The 19,473-nt window shown below is 70.7% G+C and carries 17 protein-coding genes; 12 read left to right on the top strand and 5 right to left on the bottom strand.

What is annotated here, in order from left to right; all coding sequences use genetic code 11:
* Positions 1 to 385: 385 nt before the first annotated feature.
* Positions 386 to 1,117, top strand: coding sequence for a dienelactone hydrolase family protein (locus tag ACFU5F_RS03315; RefSeq protein ID WP_383881582.1), 732 nt, complete (start codon positions 386 to 388; stop codon positions 1,115 to 1,117).
* 64 nt (positions 1,118 to 1,181) lie between these two features.
* Here ACFU5F_RS03315 and ACFU5F_RS03310 read toward each other — a convergent pair whose 3' ends face one another.
* Entirely contained in the window at positions 1,182 to 1,733 is a 552-nt protein-coding gene (locus tag ACFU5F_RS03310) for a snapalysin family zinc-dependent metalloprotease (RefSeq protein WP_383881198.1), read from the bottom strand.
* A gap of 789 nt (positions 1,734 to 2,522) precedes the next feature.
* On the opposite strand from ACFU5F_RS03310, the gene ACFU5F_RS03305 reads away from it, so the two are divergent.
* From ACFU5F_RS03305 to ACFU5F_RS03285, 5 genes are all read left to right on the top strand, one after another.
* A complete protein-coding gene (locus ACFU5F_RS03305) occupies positions 2,523 to 3,143 on the top strand; it encodes a flavodoxin family protein (RefSeq protein WP_383881195.1) in 621 nt (206 codons plus the stop codon).
* Between the two features lie 56 nt (positions 3,144 to 3,199).
* The gene (locus ACFU5F_RS03300) at positions 3,200 to 3,853 is read left to right on the top strand and encodes a (2Fe-2S)-binding protein (protein ID WP_383881192.1); all 654 of its coding nucleotides are present in this window, start codon (positions 3,200 to 3,202) and stop codon (positions 3,851 to 3,853) included.
* A 6-nt stretch (positions 3,854 to 3,859) separates the two neighbouring features.
* A complete protein-coding gene (locus ACFU5F_RS03295; RefSeq protein WP_383881189.1) occupies positions 3,860 to 4,840 on the top strand; it encodes an FAD binding domain-containing protein in 981 nt (326 codons plus the stop codon).
* Positions 4,837 to 7,050, top strand: a complete 2,214-nt coding sequence (locus ACFU5F_RS03290; RefSeq protein ID WP_383881187.1) for a xanthine dehydrogenase family protein molybdopterin-binding subunit — start codon at positions 4,837 to 4,839, stop codon at positions 7,048 to 7,050. The genes ACFU5F_RS03295 and ACFU5F_RS03290 overlap by 4 nt, the downstream gene beginning before the upstream one ends.
* A 137-nt stretch (positions 7,051 to 7,187) precedes the next feature.
* On the top strand, positions 7,188 to 8,342 hold the full coding sequence (locus ACFU5F_RS03285; RefSeq protein ID WP_383881184.1) for an XdhC family protein: 1,155 nt from the start codon (positions 7,188 to 7,190) through the stop codon (positions 8,340 to 8,342).
* Positions 8,343 to 8,399: 57 nt separating this feature from the next.
* Here the strand turns inward: ACFU5F_RS03285 and ACFU5F_RS03280 are convergent, their stop codons facing one another.
* Entirely contained in the window at positions 8,400 to 9,287 is an 888-nt protein-coding gene (locus ACFU5F_RS03280) for a helix-turn-helix domain-containing protein (RefSeq protein ID WP_383881181.1), read from the bottom strand.
* A 139-nt stretch (positions 9,288 to 9,426) separates the two neighbouring features.
* Between ACFU5F_RS03280 and ACFU5F_RS03275 the strand changes: the two genes are divergently transcribed.
* The 3 genes from ACFU5F_RS03275 (at position 9,427) to ACFU5F_RS03265 (ending at position 12,209) form a co-directional block, all read left to right on the top strand.
* Complete coding sequence (locus ACFU5F_RS03275) at positions 9,427 to 10,251, top strand: SDR family oxidoreductase (protein WP_383881178.1); 825 nt, start codon at positions 9,427 to 9,429, stop codon at positions 10,249 to 10,251.
* A 149-nt stretch (positions 10,252 to 10,400) separates the two neighbouring features.
* Complete coding sequence (locus tag ACFU5F_RS03270; RefSeq protein WP_383881176.1) at positions 10,401 to 11,027, top strand: TetR family transcriptional regulator; 627 nt, start codon at positions 10,401 to 10,403, stop codon at positions 11,025 to 11,027.
* A 327-nt stretch (positions 11,028 to 11,354) separates the two neighbouring features.
* The gene (locus tag ACFU5F_RS03265; protein WP_383881173.1) at positions 11,355 to 12,209 is read left to right on the top strand and encodes a YwqG family protein; all 855 of its coding nucleotides are present in this window, start codon (positions 11,355 to 11,357) and stop codon (positions 12,207 to 12,209) included.
* Between the two features lie 52 nt (positions 12,210 to 12,261).
* On the opposite strand, the gene ACFU5F_RS03260 is transcribed toward ACFU5F_RS03265, so the two are convergent.
* Positions 12,262 to 12,954 (bottom strand): TetR/AcrR family transcriptional regulator, encoded by a 693-nt coding sequence (locus ACFU5F_RS03260; RefSeq protein WP_383881170.1) that lies wholly within the window; start codon positions 12,952 to 12,954, stop codon positions 12,262 to 12,264.
* Positions 12,955 to 13,007: 53 nt separating this feature from the next.
* Here ACFU5F_RS03260 and ACFU5F_RS03255 point away from each other — a divergent pair, with 53 nt between their 5' ends.
* The 3 genes from ACFU5F_RS03255 (at position 13,008) to ACFU5F_RS03245 (ending at position 15,793) form a co-directional block, all read left to right on the top strand.
* Positions 13,008 to 14,132 (top strand): FAD-dependent oxidoreductase, encoded by a 1,125-nt coding sequence (locus tag ACFU5F_RS03255; protein ID WP_383881167.1) that lies wholly within the window; start codon positions 13,008 to 13,010, stop codon positions 14,130 to 14,132.
* Between the two features lie 430 nt (positions 14,133 to 14,562).
* Positions 14,563 to 14,901 (top strand): hypothetical protein, encoded by a 339-nt coding sequence (locus tag ACFU5F_RS03250; RefSeq protein ID WP_383881164.1) that lies wholly within the window; start codon positions 14,563 to 14,565, stop codon positions 14,899 to 14,901.
* A gap of 304 nt (positions 14,902 to 15,205) precedes the next feature.
* Positions 15,206 to 15,793 (top strand): exonuclease domain-containing protein, encoded by a 588-nt coding sequence (locus ACFU5F_RS03245; RefSeq protein ID WP_383881162.1) that lies wholly within the window; start codon positions 15,206 to 15,208, stop codon positions 15,791 to 15,793.
* 343 nt (positions 15,794 to 16,136) lie between these two features.
* Here ACFU5F_RS03245 and ACFU5F_RS03240 read toward each other — a convergent pair whose 3' ends face one another.
* Positions 16,137 to 17,834, bottom strand: a complete 1,698-nt coding sequence (locus ACFU5F_RS03240; protein ID WP_383881160.1) for a methyltransferase — start codon at positions 17,832 to 17,834, stop codon at positions 16,137 to 16,139.
* Between the two features lie 103 nt (positions 17,835 to 17,937).
* On the bottom strand, positions 17,938 to 19,194 hold the full coding sequence (locus ACFU5F_RS03235) for a 4-hydroxybenzoate 3-monooxygenase (RefSeq protein WP_383881157.1): 1,257 nt from the start codon (positions 19,192 to 19,194) through the stop codon (positions 17,938 to 17,940).
* Positions 19,195 to 19,473: the final 279 nt, after the last annotated feature.

The raw sequence follows: 19,473 nt of genomic DNA, 5'->3' as shown, positions 1-19,473 counted from the left end.
ATGCCGGGCCGAGGGCACGACGGTGGGCCGCGAGACGGGACGGGCCCTGCCGGGCGGCCGCATGGGGGTGATCGCGAGGGGCTGTGCTGTGACTGCCGCAATCGCAGCGGAGTGGTCGACGAGGAGAGGGGCGAAGTGGCGGATCTGCGCAGCCGAACGGCCCCAGCAGATATGAACCCGCTGGAGCCGGTGCCGTGGGGCCGTGGTTCAGCGGGCGTCCTGACGTGCGCGCTGCCGCGCCCGTGGTCGCGAGAGCTGAGCTCGGCGTCGAGTGTCTCCTGGGCCACGCACATGGCGCCGGCGTAGACGGTCCTGCAGTCACAATGCTCACGTGGCTGAACGTGTGCGAGTCCGGGCGATCAATGACGACGAGGGGCAGTGGCCCTTGCGCTTCACCTCTGAGGAGTCTTCCGACGGCGTCTTCGAACAGACTTTCCTCCTCGGTGACATTCCTGGCGTGCTGTGGACTCCACGAGGTGCCGGCAGGACTCGCCCTCTGATCGCCATGGGGCATGGCGGCGGCCAGCACAAGAAGGCCCCTGACATGGTGGATCGTGCGCGCCGATTCGTGGGTGAGTGCGGTTTCGCCGTGGTGGCGGTCGATGCGCCCAGTCACGGTGACCGCCCGAATCATGAGGAGTTCACCCGGATCGCGACGGAGTACGAGGCCCGGCTTGACGCCGGTGAGGGGCTGGCCCCGCTGATCGCCAGTTTCCAGGCACTCGTCGTCCGCCAGATCGTGCCGGAATGGCAGGCAGTCCTCGGCGCGGTCCAGAAACTCAGCCATGTCGGTACTGGCCCAGTCGGCTACTGGGGTCTGTCGCTGGGCTGTGTGATCGGCGTCCCGCTCATTGCCGCCGAGCCCCGGGTTCGGGCGGCGGTGCTGGGTCTGGGCGGTGCTGAGGTCTCGGCCGAGGCCGCCACGCAGACGACCGTTCCCGTGGAGTTCCTCATGCAGTGGGACGACGAACGAGTGCCGCGGCCCCAGAGCCTGGCACTGTTCGACGCATTCGCCTCCACCGAGAAGACGCTGCACGCCAACCCCGGCAAGCACGGTGAGGTTCCGGCTTTCGAGAGAGACAGCACGCTGCGGTTCTTCGCCCGGCACCTTGGCTGATACGGCCGTTCAGGGGTCTGAGCCATGACATCGCCGGGGCGAACGGTGTCCGACGCGGCACTTGCTACCGGGCGGCGGCTCCCGACCCCCACCACGGGACCTTATCGCCGACGTCGTACATGGCGAAGAAGTTCCTGACAGCGGTCTTCTCTGCGGCATCCGGCTGGTCGTTGGTGCACTCCGAGCCGGCCCAGCCTCCCGACATCACCTTGGAGCACGGGCTGCCGGGCCCCAGATCCGGCAGGGACAGGATGTGTCCCAGTTCGTGGACGACGATACGAGAAGGCTTGTACAACTGGGCGTCCCCGACCTCCAGGTACACCCAACCCCGTCCCGCGCCCTTGATGTTGACATGCGATTGGACGCCCTTGGCCGTCTTGTACTCCATGACCCGCAGCGCCGCCGGGGTGTCCTGTTCGACGAACTTGATGGTGGGGACGGCCTTGTTCCATATCGCGATGGCCTCGCGGGACGCGTCCGTGTACGAGCCGGCCAACAGGAGGTCGATGGGGATGACCTCAGGTTCCGGCTCGGCCGCGCCGGCCGGCGTGGTGGTGCCCAGCAGCGCACCGCCCGCCAGGGTCACCGTCGACAGGAACTGCCATGTTCGGGCCACAGATATGCCTCCGTTCCGTTGTGGAACGAGGCTAGGGATGCCCCATGAGGCTCTCAACACACCTTTGCGCCTCTTCGAAGGGTGGCCGATATAGGCGCTCCCTCCATCCGTGCGCGGTGCGCGCCGCCGGACGACAGCTTCTGGGAGTCGGATCGGGTGTCCGTCATTCCGGCAGTACCGCCCGCGCGGTGCCGCTGAGACGCAGCGCGACGAGCAGTTGTTCGCGTCGGCCGCGGGGGCGAGGACCGTCTCGACGGACGGCTTTCGCCCGCGCGGCGCGCCTGCCCGGCGCAGCTCGCGAACGCCGCGGGTGCGGAAGCACGGTCCGGGCAGGAGTTCCCGCCGGTCGAGGGCTCGGCGACCCCCGAGGGAGAACGCGAGCGCGCCGGCATCCTCGCAGCCCTGCCGTGGCTCCCCTCCGGCACACCATCACCGACGGCGCTCGTTGGTCCGGCCGGCCGTCACGCCACCCAGGCTGCTACTGCCAGACGTACCAACGGCAGTGGTACATACCCGCGTCGTCCCAAAACTGTCTGCTCGTTGGGTCACGCCGCGTGCCGCACAGTGGACGCCATACCCCACCGACAGCCCGGTGAGGCGGCTGTCGATCGTGCTCCATCCCCATGCCGCCGCACTCCTCCCCAGCCGACGGGCGGCGTCGCCCGCTACGACGAACGTGTCCCGAGATGCCGCCCCGACCGCCGCCTCGGGAACGTGGCAGCCACGGCGCCGCCCGGCGCGACTGTCCCCACCACCAGTCGCCCACGCCCCCCACCAAGGAGGTTCCTCTTGTCCCGCCGTTTCCTCTTCGTCCTCGGCAGCCACCGCCGCGACGGGAACACCGAGTTGCTCGCGCGCCGGGCGGCCGCGCGACTGCCCGCCGACTGCGACCAGAAGTGGATCTCGCTCGCCGAGCACCCGCTGCCCGACTACGACGATCTGCGGCACGGCGTGGGGCGCACCACGTGGCCCGAGGAGGGCAGCAACCTCGTGCGACTCTACGAGGCCACTCTCGCCGCGACGGACATCGTCATCGCCTCACCGGTCTGCTGGTTCTCGCTGCCCTCACGCACCAAGCGTTACCTCGACCACTGGACGGCCTGGCTGTACGCCCCGGGTGTCGATTTCGGCGCGGCCATGGCCGGGCGCACCCTGTGGGCCGTCACCACCTCCGCCGGTGACCCCAGCAGGGTTGCCGAGCCGCTGGTCGGCACCCTCAACAACCTGGCCGCTTACATGCGGATGCACTTCGGTGGCGTCCTGCACGGCAACGGCACCGCACCGGGTGAGGTCCTGCAGGACACCGACGCGCTGGCGCACGCCAAGACGTTCTTCGCCCAGTACGCGCCGCCCGCCCGCTTCCCGGACAGTTTCGCGCGGCCCGAGCCCGACACGGAATCCGCCGCATAACCGCCCGCGGCACCTTGCATACCGGCACCCGTCCTCCGCCGACCGAGAGAGTCATCATGCCCATCGAACCGCCCGAGTCGACAGTCGCCCCACCCGAGGGGTCTGTCGCCCTCACTTCACCCGACCCGTCCCGGCGTACGTTCATCGCGACCACCACCGTCGTCGGCGGTGCGGTCGTCGCGGGCGGCCTGGCCACGGGGCCGTCCGTGTTCGGGGCGGAGCCTGCGGCGGCCGCGAAGGCGGCACCCACCAGCCGCGTGACGCTGACCGTCAACGGCAAGCGCCACACCCTCACGGTCGACAACCGCACCTCGCTGCTGGACCTGCTGCGCGAACACCTCGACCTGACCGGTTCCAAGAAGGGCTGCAACGCCGGTGCCTGCGGCGCCTGCACAGTCCTGGTCGACGGCCGCCGGGTCAACTCCTGCCTGACCCTCGCCGTCCGGCTGGACGGCGCCGAGGTCACCACCATCGAGGGCCTGGCCAAGGGCGAACGGCTGCACCCGCTGCAGCAGGCGTTCATCGACCAGGACGCCTTCCAGTGCGGCTACTGCACCCCCGGCCAGATCATGTCCGGCGTCGGCTGCATCGAGGAGGGGCATGCCGGCTCACCGGAGGAGATCCGGGAGTTCATGAGCGGGAACATCTGCCGCTGCGGCTGCTACGTGAAGATCGTGCGGGCGGTCGAGCAGACCGCCGACCGGAAGTGAGGACCGATGTATCCCTTCTCCTTCACGAAGGTGGCGACCACCCGCCAGGCTCTCGACGCGGGCCGCGCCGGCGGGCGCTACATCGCCGGCGGCACCACTCTGGTCGACCTGATGCGTGAGACCGTCGAACGCCCGAGCACGATCGTCGACATCAGCGGTCTGCCGCTGCGCGACATCATGGTCACCCGGCGCGGGGGCCTGCGCATCGGCGCGCTGGTGCGGATGTCCGAGGCCGCCGCCCACCGGGGCGTGCGTGCGCTGTACCCGGTGATCTCGCAGGCGCTGGAGCTGAGCGCGTCGGCGCAGCTGCGCAACATGGCGACCATCGGTGGCAACATCATGCAGCGCACCCGCTGCACCTACTTCCGCGACGTGAGTGCTGCCTGCAACAAGCGTGAGCCGGGATCGGGTTGCGCGGCCCTGCACGGTGTCAACCGCACCCACGCGATCCTCGGCACCACCGACGACTGCGTGGCCACCCACCCCTCCGACGTCGCCGTGGCGTTCACCGCGCTGGAGGCGACGGTGCATCTGCTCGGTCCGGCGGGGGAGCGCAGCGTGCCCTTCGCCGACTTCCTGCACAAGCCCGGCAGCACCCCGAACCACGAACAGGCCGTGCGCAAAGGCGAGTTGATCACCGCGGTCGAGATTCCGTCCTTCCCACGGCCGCTCAGGTCGGGCTATCTGAAAGTGCGCGACCGGCAGTCGTACGAGTTCGCACTCACCTCGGCGGCCGTCGCGCTGTACATCCGCGGCGGAGTGATCCACGAGGCCAGGGTCGCTGCCGGGGGAGTGGGCACCGTGCCGTGGAAACTGCCCGCCGTCGAACAGGCGCTCATCGGGCGGCGGCCGTCCGAGGCTCTGTGGACCAGGGCCGCCGAGCGGGCGGCGGACGGGGCCAGGCCCCTCCGGCACAACCGCTTCAAGGTCGAGTTGCTGAAACGGACCGTCGAGCGCCAACTGCGCGTCGTAGGAGGTGGCAAGTGAGCCGACAGCCGCAGGCAGCCGTCGGAGCGCCGCTGTCCCGGGTGGACGGACGGCTGAAGGTGACCGGTCGGGCCAAGTACGCCGCCGAGCACGACATCGACGGTGTCGTGCACGCCGTCGTCGTGGACAGCACCATCGCGCACGGCCGCGTCACCGGCATCGACACCCGCGCCGCGGAGGCCCAGCCCGGAGTCCTCGGCGTCATCAGTCACCTCGACAAACCCGCGCTGGTCTACCGCGACAACCCGGGCGCCTGGCTGGACCCGTTCGTCGGGGAACGGCTGCACGTCTTCCAGGACGACAAGGTCCGCTTCTTCGGGCAGCCCGTCGCCGTGGTCGTCGCCCACACCCTGGAAGTCGCCCAGCACGCTGCAGACCTGGTGAAGATCTCCTACGACGTCGAGCAGCCGTCGACCGACATGGCGGCGCCCGAAGCCAGGGAGAACGACCCCCTGCCCCAGCAGAACTACAGGCGAGGCGACCCCGACGAGGCGTTGGCCTCGGCCGAGGTGAAGGTGGAGAGCACCTATCGGCTCGCCCGCAACCACCACAACGCGATGGAGCCGCACGCCACCATCGCCCGCTGGAACGGTGCGAAGCTCACCGTGTGGGACAAGACCCAGTGGACGCTGGGCGCCCGGGACGAACTGGCCGCCGTGTTCGGCATCCCCGCGGGCGACGTCCGCGTGATCTCGCCGTTCGTCGGCGGCGCGTTCGGCAACGCGCTGCGCACCTGGCCGCACACCACCCTCGCGGCCCTCGCCGCCCGCCAGATCCGCCGCCCGGTCAAACTGGCCCTGACCCGCGAGCAGCTGTACTACGGGGTGGGCTACCGGCCCGCCTACGAGTACAGGCTGGGCCTGGGCAGCACCCGGGGCGGACGGCTGACCGCCGCGGTCCACCACATACGGGGCGAGACGTCCTCGTACGAGAACTACGGCGAGGGCGTGATGACCCCGGGGCAGATGTTCTACGCCACGCCCCACGTCCGCCAGACGTACCGGACCGTCCCGCTGGACGTGAACACTCCGACGTTCATGCGGGGCCCCGGCTGGTCCAGCGCCGCCTTCGCCCTCGAGTCGACCCTGGACGAACTCGCCCACAAGCTCGGCATCGACCCGATCGAGCTGCGGCTGCGCAACGAACCACAGGAGGACCCCTCCAACGGGCTGCCGTTCTCCACCCGGCGGCTGCGCGAGTGCCTGCGGGCCGGAGCCCGCGAGTTCGGCTGGCACAGGCGCAACCCCAAGCCCCGCTCCCGGCGGGACGGCGACTGGCTGATCGGCACGGGCATGGCCGGGGGTGTCTACGACACCCTGCGCATGCAGTCCGCCGCCCGCGTCCGGCTGGATGCCGACGGCACGGCTCTCGTCCAGGCGTCGACCAGCGACATGGGCCCCGGCACCTACACCTCGATGACCCAGGTCGCCGCCGACGCCCTCGGCCTGACGATGCGCGCGGTCCGCTTCGAGCTCGGCGACTCCACCTTCCCGGCATCCCCGCCGCACGGCGGCTCGCAGACGATGGCCGGCGTCGGGTCCGCCGTCCAGGACGGCTGCGACAAGCTGCGCCGGCAGGCGATCGAGCTGGCCGTCGACGACGAGCGCTCACCGCTGCACGGCGTCGACGCCGACGAGGTCGTGGTCCGCGGCGGACGGCTGCACGTGAAGGGCGACACCGCGCGCGGCGAGACCTACCGGCAGCTGCTGACCCGCAACGGCCGGACCCACCTCGAGGCGACCGGGACCTTCGCCCCGACCGGGGACGACCGGTTCTCCATGTACGCCTACAGCGCGGTCTTCGCCGAAGTGGCCGTCGACCGGCGGCTCGGCCTGGTGCGGATGCGCAGGATGCTCGGCGTCTACGACGTCGGACGGATCATCAACCCCAAGCTCGCCGACAGCCAGGCCCTCGGCGCCATGGTGGGCGGCATCGGGCAGGCCCTGCTGGAACACACGGCCACCGATCACCGCGACGGCCGGATCGTCAACGCCAACCTCGCCGACTACCTCGTACCCGTCAACGCCGACATCCCCGGCCTCAAGGCGATCTATCTGGACGGGGAGGACCTCCACGCCGACCCCATCGGCGTCAAGGGCCTGGGCGAGATCGTGAAGGTCGGCGTCGCGCCCGCCATCGCCAACGCGGTCTTCCACGCCACCGGAAAGCGTGTCCGTGAACTGCCCATCACCGCCGAAGCCCTGATGTGACCCCAGGGTGGCCGAAGGGGCCCCTCCGGCCACCCGTACGGGGTCCTGAGAGCCGCCCACCGAACGGCCCGCCGCCGCGCCCCCACTCCCCCAGTAGGCGCGGCGGTGGGTTCCCAACCCTCACAGGAGTCCCAGCCATGCTGAACATCGCGGACACGCTGTACCGCTGGTGCCGCGAAGCCCGCCCCTTCGCCCTGGCCACCGTCATCGAGGTGAGCGGCAGCGCACCCCTGCCCCCCGGCACCGCACTGGCCGTGGACACCGACGGCAACGCGGTCGGCAGCATCTCCGGAGGATGCGTGGAAGGGGCCGTCTACGAACTGTGCGAGCAGGTGCTGGAATCGGACGAGACCCCGGTACGGGCCTCGTTCGGCTACTCCGACGACGACGCCTTCGCCGTGGGACTGACCTGCGGCGGCGAGCTGACGGTCCTGGTCCAGCGGATCGACCCCACCGACCAGCCCCACCTCGCCAACACCCTGGAGCAGGCGTCGGACGGTGTGCCCCTCTCCGTGGCACAGGTGGTCGACGGGCCGCCGCGTCTCGTCGGCCGCACCCTCTCCGTCCTCGGGGGCGGCAGCGCGTACGACGGGACACTGGGCAGCCGGCGGACGGACCATACGGTGGCCGACCGGGTGCGCGCGCTGCTGCGGGCAGGCCGGACCGCCCGCGTCGAAGTCGGCGGCGACGCCGACACCTGCCCGGAGAAGCTGACGCTCCTGGTCCACACCCAGGCGCCGCAGCCCCGCATGCTGATCTTCGGCGCCGTCGACTTCGCCGCCGCCCTCAGCCAGGCGGGCCACTTCCTCGGCTACCGCGTCACCGTCTGCGACGCCCGCCCCGTCTTCGCCACCGCCGAGCGCTTCCCGCACGCCGACGAGGTCGTCGCCGACTGGCCCCACCGCTACCTGGAGAGCGCCGAGGTGGACGCGCGTACGGTGATCTGCGTCCTCACCCACGACGCCAAGTTCGACATCCCCCTGCTCCGCTCGGCCCTCGGTCTCCCGGTCGGCTACGTCGGCGCGATGGGCTCCCGCCGCACCCACGAACACCGTCTGGAACGGCTGCGCGAGGCAGGCGTGCCCGCGGAGCACCTCGCCCGCCTGCGTTCACCGATCGGGCTCGACCTCGGCGCCCACACCGCCGAGGAGACGGCGATCTCCATCACCGCCGAGATCATCGCCCACACCAACCGAGGCACCGGCCTGCCCCTGTCGCGCGTCCCCGGTCCGATCCATGGCCGCGTCCCCGCGGACGAGGCGCCGGCGCCGTCCGAGCTCCTGGCCGTATGAGGGTCCATGTGCTCATCGACACCTACGGAGGAGAGAGGACCCCGGCGTGACCCACCCTCAGCGCACCGGCTCCGCCTCCCAACTGGCCAGCATCCGCAGGGCCTCCTCCGAGCGGGTTCCGGGCTCGGCGTGGTAGGTGACCAGCCGCATGGGGGCGCCCCCGGGGAGCGCCATGGGCTCATGGACGAGGTCGAACTCTCCCACCAGCGGGTGCCGCATCCGTACGGTCTCGCCGACGGTCCCACAGCTCACCTCGTGCCGCGCCCACAGCTGCCGGAACTCCTCGCTCTTGTGCGACAACTCCTGGATCAGCGCGGAGAGGTGCGGATCCCCGGGGCTCTTGCCGGCGTTCATGCGCAACACTCTCGCGATCCTCGGAGCGGTGCCGTCCGGATCGGCGAACCTCTTGCGCGCCTCGGACGAGAGGAAGGCCAGGCGGGCAATATTGCGTTCCTCGGGTGGCAACAGGCCCCAATCACCGAAGACAGCGGTGGCGAGGCGGTTCCACGCCACGATGTTCAGGCCCCTGTCGACGACGTAGGCGGGCACCCCTAGCGCGTCGAGCAGGTGCTGCACGCTGGGCCGCAGTCGCCGGGGCGGGGGCGAGGCCTGCGTCTCGCTCTGCCGCTCGGGCTGGGCCAGCCGTACCAGATGTTCCCGCTCCTCCTCGTTCAGGCGAAGGGCGCGGGCGATGGCGTCCAGCACCTCGGCCGACATGGTTTCGCCGTACCCCTGCTCCAGGCGCGCGTAGTACGCGTACGAGACGCCCGCCAACTGCGCCAGCTCCTCGCGTCGCAGTCCGGGGACCCGCCGCCGGCCGTAGGAGGGCAGGCTCACGTCCTCGGGCTTGAGCCGGGCTCTGCGGGAGCGCAGGAAGTCCCTCAGCTCGGTACGCCGGTCGAGTCCGGACGTCCCCTGGTCACCGGGCGCCACATCTGAAGACATCTCTGCCCTCCGGTTGTCACACGTGCCTCGCTGGTGCGGAGCAGCGTACAACATCGACCCCACGAATCGTCTTGATACTCAGTCTCAGAATGAGGTACGGTCTCGGTATAAGACTTCACTTCGAACGGGAGCGTTTCTCGTGAGCAAGATCTGGTTCATCACCGGTTCCTCGCGCGGCTTCGGCCGCGAGTTCGTCACCGCGGCCCTGGAGCGCGGCGACAAGGTCGCGGCCACCGCCCGCGACACCGACTCCCTGGCGGACCTGGTGGCCGCGCACGGGGCGGCGATCCTTCCCCTGTCCCTGGACGTCACCGACAAGGCAGCCGTCGCCGCGGCCGTGCGGCGGGCGCACGAGCACTTCGGCCGCCTGGACGTCGTCGTCAACAACGCCGGGTACGGACTGTTCGGCACGGTCGAGGAGTCGACGGAACAGCAGGTCCGCGACCAGATGGAGACCAACTTCTTCGGCGCCCTGTGGGTCACCCAGGCCGTCCTGCCCCTCCTGCGGGCCCAGGGCGGTGGTCACATCGTGCAGATCTCCAGCGTCGGCGGTGTCACGGCCTTCCCCAACCTCGGCATCTACAACGCCTCCAAGTGGGCCCTGGAGGCCATGAGCGAGGGCCTCGCCCAGGAGGTCGCCGGATTCGGCATCAAGGTCACCCTCGTCGAGCCCGGCGGCTTCGCCACCGACTGGGGCGGCTCGTCGGGCACCTTCGCCGAGCAACTGCCCGCCTACGACGACCTGCGCACGGCCCTCGCCGCCTACTGGAGCACCGTCCAGCCCGGCGACCCGGCTGCCACCGGCGCGGCCCTGCTGAAGGTCGTGGACGCCGACAATCCGCCCCTGCGGGTCTTCTTCGGTGCCTCCCCGCTCCAGCTCGTCCCGCAGGTCTACGCCGAGCGGCTCAAGACCTGGGAGGAATGGGCGGACGTCGCCGTCGAGGCCCAGGGCGGCGCCGCGTAACCGTCGGGTCGGGCGCAGGCGCCGGCCCAGGCCGGAGCCTGCGCCCGCCGCGGCAGCCACGGCACGTCCCTCTCGGTGCCGAACGCGTGCCGGTGACTGCCTGTTCTGATACTCGGTATCAAAGTGAGCCCTTGATGTACCCTGCGGGCATGTCTGAAACCGCCCGCAGCGCCGACCGCACCGCACGCAAGCCACCCGGTCTTCGTGAGCGCATGCGTGCGACGGTTCAGGCGGAAGTGGTCGAGGTGGCGCACCGTCTCTTCACCGAGCAGGGGTTCGACCGCACCACCGTCGACCAGATCGCCGCCGAGGTGGGCCTGTCGCGCGCCAGCCTGTTCCGGTACTTCGGAACCAAGGAAGACATCGTCCTGGGACGCCTGGAGGAATCCGGCCGCCAGATCGCGGCGGAGCTCGCCGCCCGCCCCGACGGCGAGCACCCCTGGGAGGCATTGCGCCGGGCCTTCGACGTCCTCACGCGCAGCAACGAGGCGGCGCCGCGCGAGCAGGTGCTCAGCTATCTGCGCATGCTCCAGGAGGCCCCGTCACTGCGTGCCCGGCACCACGAGAAGCAGCTGGGCTGGCAGAGCGGGCTGGTGCCGGAGGTCGCCCGGCGGCTGGGGGCCGACCCCGACCAACCCGAGGACGTCAGGCCCCGGGCACTGGCCGCGGCCGCGCTCGCCTGCCTGGATGTGGCTTCCACGGCCTGGGTGGCGTGTGAGGGCACTGTCCCGCTGGCCGCCCTGCTCGACCGGGCGATGGGCGCGTTCGAGAAGTAGCCCGGTCCCGGAGCCCGGTCGCGGCCCACGTACTGCCGGTACCGGCTTTCGGCCGGTCTGGTAGGCCGTAGAAGAGGTGCGCGGACGGCTGTACGGGCTGGGGGCGTGGCAGGACCGGGACCGGAAGGAACATGCTCGGGAAGATCCTCATGCGCACCCGCGCCCGGCTCCGTGCCGACCTTGGCGAGGCCCGCCAGGGTGACCAGCGCCCGGGCCGATAGCGGAAGAACGTGAGGTGGGAGTCGGAGGAGCCGTGTCAGCGGCCGTGCAGCCCGGTGATGGGGACCGGGCTCGGGGAGCGCCGGCGGGTCGGAAATGATGGACGTCATGACTGATGGGCAGTACTCCCGGCTTGCCACCGAGCACCTTCCCGGTGGTCTCGCCGAGCGCTGGACAGCACTTCTGCGCCCGTGCGCCCGCCTGCGCCGAGCCGAAACCGGCGAGCGGGTCGTCGCCGTGTTCGGTGGGGCCCCGGAGCTTCCGTCAGGAACCGACTGGCCGGAGTGGCCCGGACGCGGTCCCCTGTCGTTCGTCGCCTCGGTGCGGTGTGCCGCGCTGCCCCGCGACGGACTGGCCGAGGAGTTCCCCCGGGACGGAACCCTGCTCTTCTTCGCCATCGACGGTCAGGTGGACGAGGACGCCTTCGTGTCCGTCGACGACCCCGAGACCTGGGCCGGAGCCCAGGTGCTGTACATCCCGCAGCACACCCCGGCCGTACCGGCCGACACGCCCTCCGCGCTGGAGACGTTCCCGCGCGTGGAACTTGGAGCGGACCCCGGGCGAAGTGCCCCGGACCTGTGGCTGCCGCAGGCCCGGCGAGCCCTGCTCGGCGACACTCGGCCCTGGCCCCACCCCCGCGACACACCGGCCGAGCTCAAAGCGTTCGTCCGCGCCTTCGGGCGGCTGCGCACCCGGATCGGCCACCAGATCGGCGGCCATGCCGTGCCCGTCCAGGGTTCGGTGGAGTACGAGATCGCGAACACCGCGAGCGGGGGCAGGTATGCGTGGGGCGACGGGCCGCTGGACGAGGAAGCCGAACGCTGGGTTCCGCTCGCCCAGTTCGGCAGCGACAGCGCCGCGAAGACGACCTGGGGCGACGAGGGCGCCCTCTACTGGCTCATCCGCCCTGAAGACCTTGCCGCCCACCGATTCGACCGGGCTCGGCTCGTGGTGCAGGGCTAGCTCGGCGGACTGAACAGCGTGATGCCGGCGCGCCGGCTCGGGGGGTCGAGGGTCATTCCGGGGGCTGGGGGAGTCTGGCGGCCACGGCGTCGAGGACCCAGTCCAGCCCGGTCGCGAAGGATGTCCCGGCGTCCACGTCCGTGCCGTCGTGCACGGCCTTGGCCAGCGCCGGGAAGCGGCCGGTGGCCAGCATCCTCGTCACGTGCGGGCCGTTGGCGCGCTGCCAGTCGTGCTTGGACAGGCCGGTGGCGCGTTCGGCCCGCAGGTTCGCGATCTCGCGCCTGATCGCGCCGGTGACGTAGGAGCTGACGGTCTCCACGGCGCGCATGACCGTGTCGATGTCCGCGTGGCCGTCGAGGGCGGCCAGCGTTGCCTCGGTCACGGCGAGGCCGTTCGGGCCGAGTGCCGGGCGGCCGCCGAGCAGGTCGGCCAGCCATTCGTGGCGAAGTGCGGTCCGTCGGGTCCGGTGGGCGAGGACGGTCAGCGCCTCCCGCCAGTCACGGGGCCGGTCCTCGGGGAGGATCTCGGCCTGGACCTCGTCCACCATGAGGTCGAACAGTTCCTCCTTGGTGGAGATGAACCCGTACAACCGCATGGGGCCGGCGTCCAAGCGGGCGGCGACCTTGCGCAGCGACACTGCCTCCAGCCCGCCCTCGTCTGCCAGCGCGACGGCGGCGGCGACGATCCGCTGCCGGTCGAGCGGCACCGGGCGGCTGGGCGGCTCCGGGCGGTCCCACACAGTCATGACCACATCGTACTGTTGCCTGACGGCGTATCGAGTCAATACAGTGTATCGACATGAGACATCGCATCGCCGTCGTCGGAAGTGGTCCCGCCGGCCTGACCCTCGCCCGCGTCCTGCACCGCCACGGCCATCCCGTCGCCCTCTTCGAGCGCGACGCCGGCCCTGACGCCCGCCCACCGGGCGGCACACTGGACATGCACGAAGGGCTGGGCCAACTCGCGCTCGACAAGGCAGGGTTGCTGCCGGAGTTCCAGGCGCTGTCCCGCCCCGAGGGACAGGCCATGCGCATCCTGGACACGGCAGGGACGACCCTGCGCGAGTGGGTGCCCCGCCCGGACGAGCGGGCCAATCCCGAGATCGACCGCGGCCAACTCCGTGACCTGCTGACCGGCCCTCTCGACGTCCTCTGGGGGCGGAGCGTGACACATGTGGTCTCGGGGATCGGGGACGGCACGGTGGTCCATTTCGCGGACGGGCGGCGGGAGACGTACGACCTCGTCGTCGGCGCGGACGGTGCCTGGTCCCGGGTCCGCCCGGCCCTCTCGTCGGTGACACCGCACTACACCGGCGTCACCTCGGTCGAGACCTCCCTGGACGACGTCGACACGCGGTACCCGGACCTCGCCCGGCTGATCGGGGACGGTTCCCTGGGTGTGTTCGGGGTGAACCGAGCTCTCGTCGCCCAGCGCAACAGCGGCGGCCACGTCAAGGTGTCCGCCCAGTTCCGCGCCCCGCTGGACCGGTTCACCGACCTGGAGCAGACCGAGGTGGAAGCCGCGCGATCGACCCTGCTGGCCCTGTTCGACGGCTGGGCCCCTCCCGTCCTCGAACTCCTGCGCCACGGCACCGCTTTCGCCCACCGCCCCATCCATGCGCTGCCCGTCTCCCACACGTGGCCCCATGTCCCAGGGGTGACGCTCCTGGGCGACGCCGCCCATCTGATGCCCCCGCTGGGGGCGGGCGCGAACCTCGCGATGTTGGACGGCGCCGAACTCGCCGAGTCGATCGCGTCCGCCCCCGGCCCTGGAGAGCTGGACGAGGCCGTGCGAGGCTTCGAGCAACGGATGTGGGCCCGGGCCGCCACATGGTCGAAGATCACGACGGCCGGCCTGGAACGCCTCGTGAGCCCGGACCCCGCCCAGGCCCTCGCCCTCTTCGACCAGGTCCAGCCATCCTGACGGACCGGCACGAGAGGGGAGCCGGCACTGACGAGGTCGTCTCGACGCAGCCCGCCTCGGCCGGGATCGACGCGGTCTTCCCTTCCCCGGCCGGTGACACAGCGCCGAGCGACACCCACGGCAGGTCGGATGTTCTCGTGCGCCGCTTCCACTGATGGCCTCTGGCCGTTGTCCGCCTGGCGCGGCACACGGCTGCTCAGCAGCGGACGTTGAGCGAGTGTCAGGTCCATCATGCCTGTTCGGAGGGGTATCTCGGTAGGACGCAGCGCACGCCTGTTTGTTCTTGTGGCCGTTGTTGCCGCGCGTCAGACTCGTCGTCATCCACTCCTCGGCCAACGCGCCGGCAACCGTTCTCGGCTGCCGGCGCGGTCGCCGTGCTGTCTCACCGTGTGACGTGCACGGGCGGGGAGTGGCGCGAGGAGGGGGATCGATGGATCAGGACATGATCGTGCTGGCAAGGGTCAAACTGCTGAGCGCCAACCGGCGGGTGGTGCGCGGTGCCGAGGGGCTGTGGATCTACCGTCTTCTGACACAGGTCGAGCCGGAGACGTACGGGTCGAAGCTGGCGTACGTCCTGGTGGAGGTGAGCATGTCGCCCCTGCTGCGTGAGTTGCCCGAGCGACGGTCGGCCCTCCTGGAGGAGGCCGTGCAGGTCGCGAAGGCCCTCGACACGTCGAACCCCTACCGGGCGATGGTGCTGGCGAGGGCCCTGACCGCCACAGAGCGCGAACGGGGGGACGCTCCGGGGCCGCCGCAACAACGCGCATGACCGTGTGCGGTATCGGGCGCCGGCTGTCAGCTCTCGTTGGCCGTGGAAGAGGCCTGGCTGTTCACCGGCGCCCGCCGCAGCGTGTCCACCAGGGTCTCGACCACCTCCGAGATCACCAATCCTGCCAGCGCGGCCACGCCGAGACGATTACCTCTGAAGTGAGGCAAGCGTCCTGCCAAGATTCACTTTCGATACACGCCCTAGCTGCAGCGCGGCGTGTGCGGACATCCGGAACATGCGGGGTTTCCTTCCGCAGCAGTAAATGAGGTGCCGGAACCAGGGGCGCTTCCCTAACCTCGACCGCATGCGTCACGAATCCTCCCTGCTGAACGTCATCGATGTGGAAGCCACCTGCTGGGACGGACAGCCGCCGCCCGGCTCCGTGAGCGAGATCATCGAGATCGGCCTCACGGTGGTGGACGTGCCGGCCGGGCGCCGTGTGTCCCGGCACCGCATCCTGGTCCGCCCCGTCCGGTCGGCGGTGAGCGACTTCTGCACGGAACTGACCGGACTCACGCAAGCCGAGGTGGACCGGGGCGTCACCTTCGCCGAGGCCTGCCGGATTCTCGTCGAGGAGTATGGGGCAGGGGAGCGCCCCTGGGTGAGCTGGGGCGAGTACGACCGCCGGCAGTTCGCGCGGCAGAGTCAGGCCGACGGGGTGGCGTACCCGTTCGGCTATCCGACCGAGCGCACCCACACCAATGCCAAGGCCGTGTTCACCGAGGCGTACGGGCTGCGCAGGAAACCCGGCATGGCCCACGCTCTGCAGATCGCCGGACTGCCGCTGGAAGGGCGCCATCACCGAGGTGAGGACGACGCGTGGAACATTGCCGCACTCGTCCTCGATCTGATGGGCCGACAGGCATGGCCGACGAGGGCCACAGCCGTCTAGGGACTGTCCGATGGGTCGTGTGAGCTGATCAGGGCCGGTGGCTTGGGCGCAGATGAGCTTCTCCGAAGGCACTGTGGTCGGGCTCGTCGGCACTGAGGGGCTCGTCGATGGCGGCCCCGATGCCCACGGACAGGATGTTCTCCACGGTCGACTCCTCCCGACGCACAGCGCCGCCAGGCTACGGAAGCGACCGGAGGCGCCGCACTCGCTGAGCCCTCCTGGATCCTTGCTGCGCCCGTGAAGAGGCCGCCGCGGCCAGGTGCGCCACGGCCCATGCCGGTGAGACGCCCGGGCATCCGGGATCGTGGTGCGTGATCCCGGATGCCCGTCTGGACCCCCTCCGTCACGCCGGACCCGCCCCGGCCTTCCTGACGTGCAGCACATGGCCGTCCAGGGGCAGTGGTTGCCGGCCCACCAGCGTGAGACCGGCGTCGGCGAACAGGTCGCCGTAGTGGCCGATCTGCCGCTCGCGCCCGCCGACGTTGCACATCATGTGAAGATCCCAGGCGGTCGCCAGCGAGGCCGAGCCGTCGGACGGCAGTACGCGTTCGACGACGAGCAGATCGGCGTGATCGGGCATCGCACCGGCACAGTGGCGCAGGATCGCGCGGCAGCGTTCGTCGTCCCAGTCGTGCAGGACCCGGGACAGGAGGTAGACGTCACCGCCCTCGGGCACGTCCGCGAAGTCACCCGCAAGGAAGGCGCATCGAGCCCCCAGCCCAGCCTCCGCCAGGCGCAGGCGAGCGGCCTCGACCGCGTGCGGACGCTCCAGCAGCACTCCGTTCAGCCGGGGATGGGCGGCGAGGACACGGCCGATCAACTCCCCGTTGCCTCCCGCCACATCGACCACCGTGGCCCCGGCGGGAGCCTCGGCCGCGGCGGTGAGCGCCGGATGCGTGGGGACCGGGTCGAACATCGCGGCCCCGGCGGCCATGGAACGGTCGAAGAGTTCCGCGAGGTGGGGGTCGCGGGCGAAATGATCGAAGTGGTTCTCGCCGAAGAGATGCTCGAAGCCGACCTGGCCCGTGCGCACGGTGTGACCGAGTGCGGCGAAGGACGCGTAGAACGGGCCGCCGTACATCAGCGCCAGCGCCCGCATCGACCCCGGCGCTCCGGCCCGCAGCAGTGCGCCCACCTCGGTGAGGCGGAAGCCGTCGCGGCCCTCCGTCACCGCGCCCAGCATCGCCAGATAGCGCAGCAGCGTCGCCAGGTTCCGCGGCCGCGCACCGACCTCCCGGGCCAGCTCCTCGACGCCGGTCCCGCGCTCGATCTCCATGGCGTCGGGCACCCCGAGCTGGGCGAAGACAGTCAGTGCCTGGGTCGTCCATGCGCCGGTCAGCAGGCGCAGGAGCGTTTCGGCAGGCTGCCGGGCCCGGTGCTCGTCGAGATGTGCGGCGAGCACGTCCCGGTGGTCGCCGGGGACGTACAGCTCCACGCGCCGATACCCGACCTTGGCCTCTGCGGCGGCACCGAAATAGAAGACCGTGCCGTTCTCGTGCGGGTTGTAGCCACCGCCGTCCGGGGTCGCCCCATAGCGCGCGAAGGTCGCACACAGGCCGCGCAACACCAGCGAACTGGGCGAGGCGACGTCGAAGGCGACGTGTGTCTCGTGCTTGTGTTCACGCTCGTACGCGGCGACCGCGTCCAGCCCCGATCCCGGCGCCACGGTCAGCGCGAAGACCTCGACCGTACGGCGTTCCCCGTCCACGCCGACCACGCCGGGGCGCAGGATGCCGACGTCCAGTTCGGCCACCGGCCGCCGATGCCGTACGGCAAGCCGTTCGCGTACGACGACACTCGGCCGCGGCGGCGCGACCGCGTCCAGCCCGCAGCCCGTCAGCAGGGCGCGCAACTCGGCCTCGTCCGAGGGGAAGAGGAGCAGGGCGGCATGGGAGAAGCGGCAGTGTTCCACGAGCGTGCGCAGCTCCGGACCGTCGAGCCCGGGGAACAGCAGCGGAAGCAGGGCGGCGGTGTCCTGCTCCTTGACGAAGTCGACCGTCGCGAGCAGCCGGGACGTGTCGTCCGACAACGTCGTGATCATTGTGGGAACTCTCATTCAGTACACGCGGTACACGTAGGGAGAACAAGACGGAGGGATGGGGATGGGCATGGGGTCGGGGTCGGGGTGAAAAAGAGGAGAGACCTCACACGCCGACGTAGTGCTCGGCGAACCAGTCCTGGTGGCTGCGCGAAGTCCGCAGCGAGGCGATGCGGGAACGCCGCAGGGAGTCGTGGAACAGGGAAGCGCCGCGCCCCGCCCCGCCGTTCGACGTGCTGTCATGTGACGGGCTGCCGGACGAGCCGTCCGGCGAGCCGTTCGCCCCGTGCAGCAGCCGGATCATCCAGTGCGAGAACTCCTGCGCACGCCAGAGGTACGCCAGACACCGTGCGGAGTAGGCGTCGAGCCCCGCGGCATCGCCGTGGACGAGAGCGGAGACGAGCGCCCCGGCGAGGATCTCCGCTTCCAGGACCGCGAGATTGGCACCCTTGGCCGCGGAAGGACTGACGAGGCCGGCGGCGTCGCCTGCAAGGAACAGCGAGCCGTGCCGCAGTGGTTCGAGCACGTCGGACTCCAGGTCGACGACGCTCCGCTGCACGATACGGCCACGGTTCAGCGGGCCGTACTCACTGCCGCGCATCCGCAGCTCCAGCTCGTCCCAGATCCGTTCCTCGGACCAGGCATCGGCAGGGGTTCCGCGTTCGCACTGCAGGTAGTAGCGCGTGATGTCGGTGGTCCGTGCCATGTGTCCGGCGAAGCCCCGCTCGTGCACCGCGTAGCAGACGGCGTCCAGACTCGGCGGCGCTTCGGCGAGAAGCCCGAGCCAGGTCACACCGTGGTCGCAGTGGTACCGGCGCACCGCATCGGGGGGCAGCGACCGCCGTGCCGCTCCGTGCCGCCCGTCGCACCCGGCCACGTACCGCGCCTGCCATCGGCCGGGCCGCCCGTCCGCGGCGCGTACGGTCACGGAGGGCCGATCGGTGTCGGCGTCGAGGACCGCCACGGCCTCGGTGCCGAAGTCGACCCGTCCTCCGGAGGTCAGGAACCGGCTCAACAGGTCGGCGACCAGGAGCTGTTGCGGATACACGGTATGGCGCTCACCGCGCCCGAGCCCACCGTAGTCCAGCCGGAACCGGCCGTCCGCGCTGCGGAACTCGCACACGCTGTGTGCCTGCCCGCGCTGCCGCAACCCGTCTGCCAGCCCGTGCCGTTCCAGGATCCGCACGGTGTGGGCCGCCAGGAACCCGGCGCGCGCCCGTGTCTGGACGTACGCCTGCTCGGCACGTTCCAGAACCACACAGTCGACGCCGCTGTTCTGCAGGAGATTCCCGAGCACGAGCCCGGCCGGTCCGGCTCCGAGGATGATCACATCGGTCGCATTCCGGGTTTGTTTGTCTGTCACGAAAGGGGATGGTAGGTCCCATGAAGTGACTTACTTGACATAAATCACCTGAATGGGAAGGGCCGTAGCAGTGAGGTGGGGCGCTCGCCGCGAGGTGACGCGCCGTCCCGCTGGACGCGCGCGGCCCTGGGAGTTCCTCGCGACCGCCCTGGAGTCGCTTGACGCCGAACTGGACGCCGGCGCGCCCGAGTCGGGGGCCGAGCGCCGGGGCGCACGGCGACACAATCAGCCGGTCGTGGCGGTCTGATCAGTCTGATCAGGGTGTCGGCACGATCCGGC

This window comes from Streptomyces sp. NPDC057438, assembly GCF_042802995.1.
In the GTDB taxonomy this organism is placed as follows: domain Bacteria; phylum Actinomycetota; class Actinomycetes; order Streptomycetales; family Streptomycetaceae; genus Streptomyces.
Note: the sequence above shows the minus strand (reverse complement) of the source record. Positions and strands in the feature narration are given on the sequence as shown.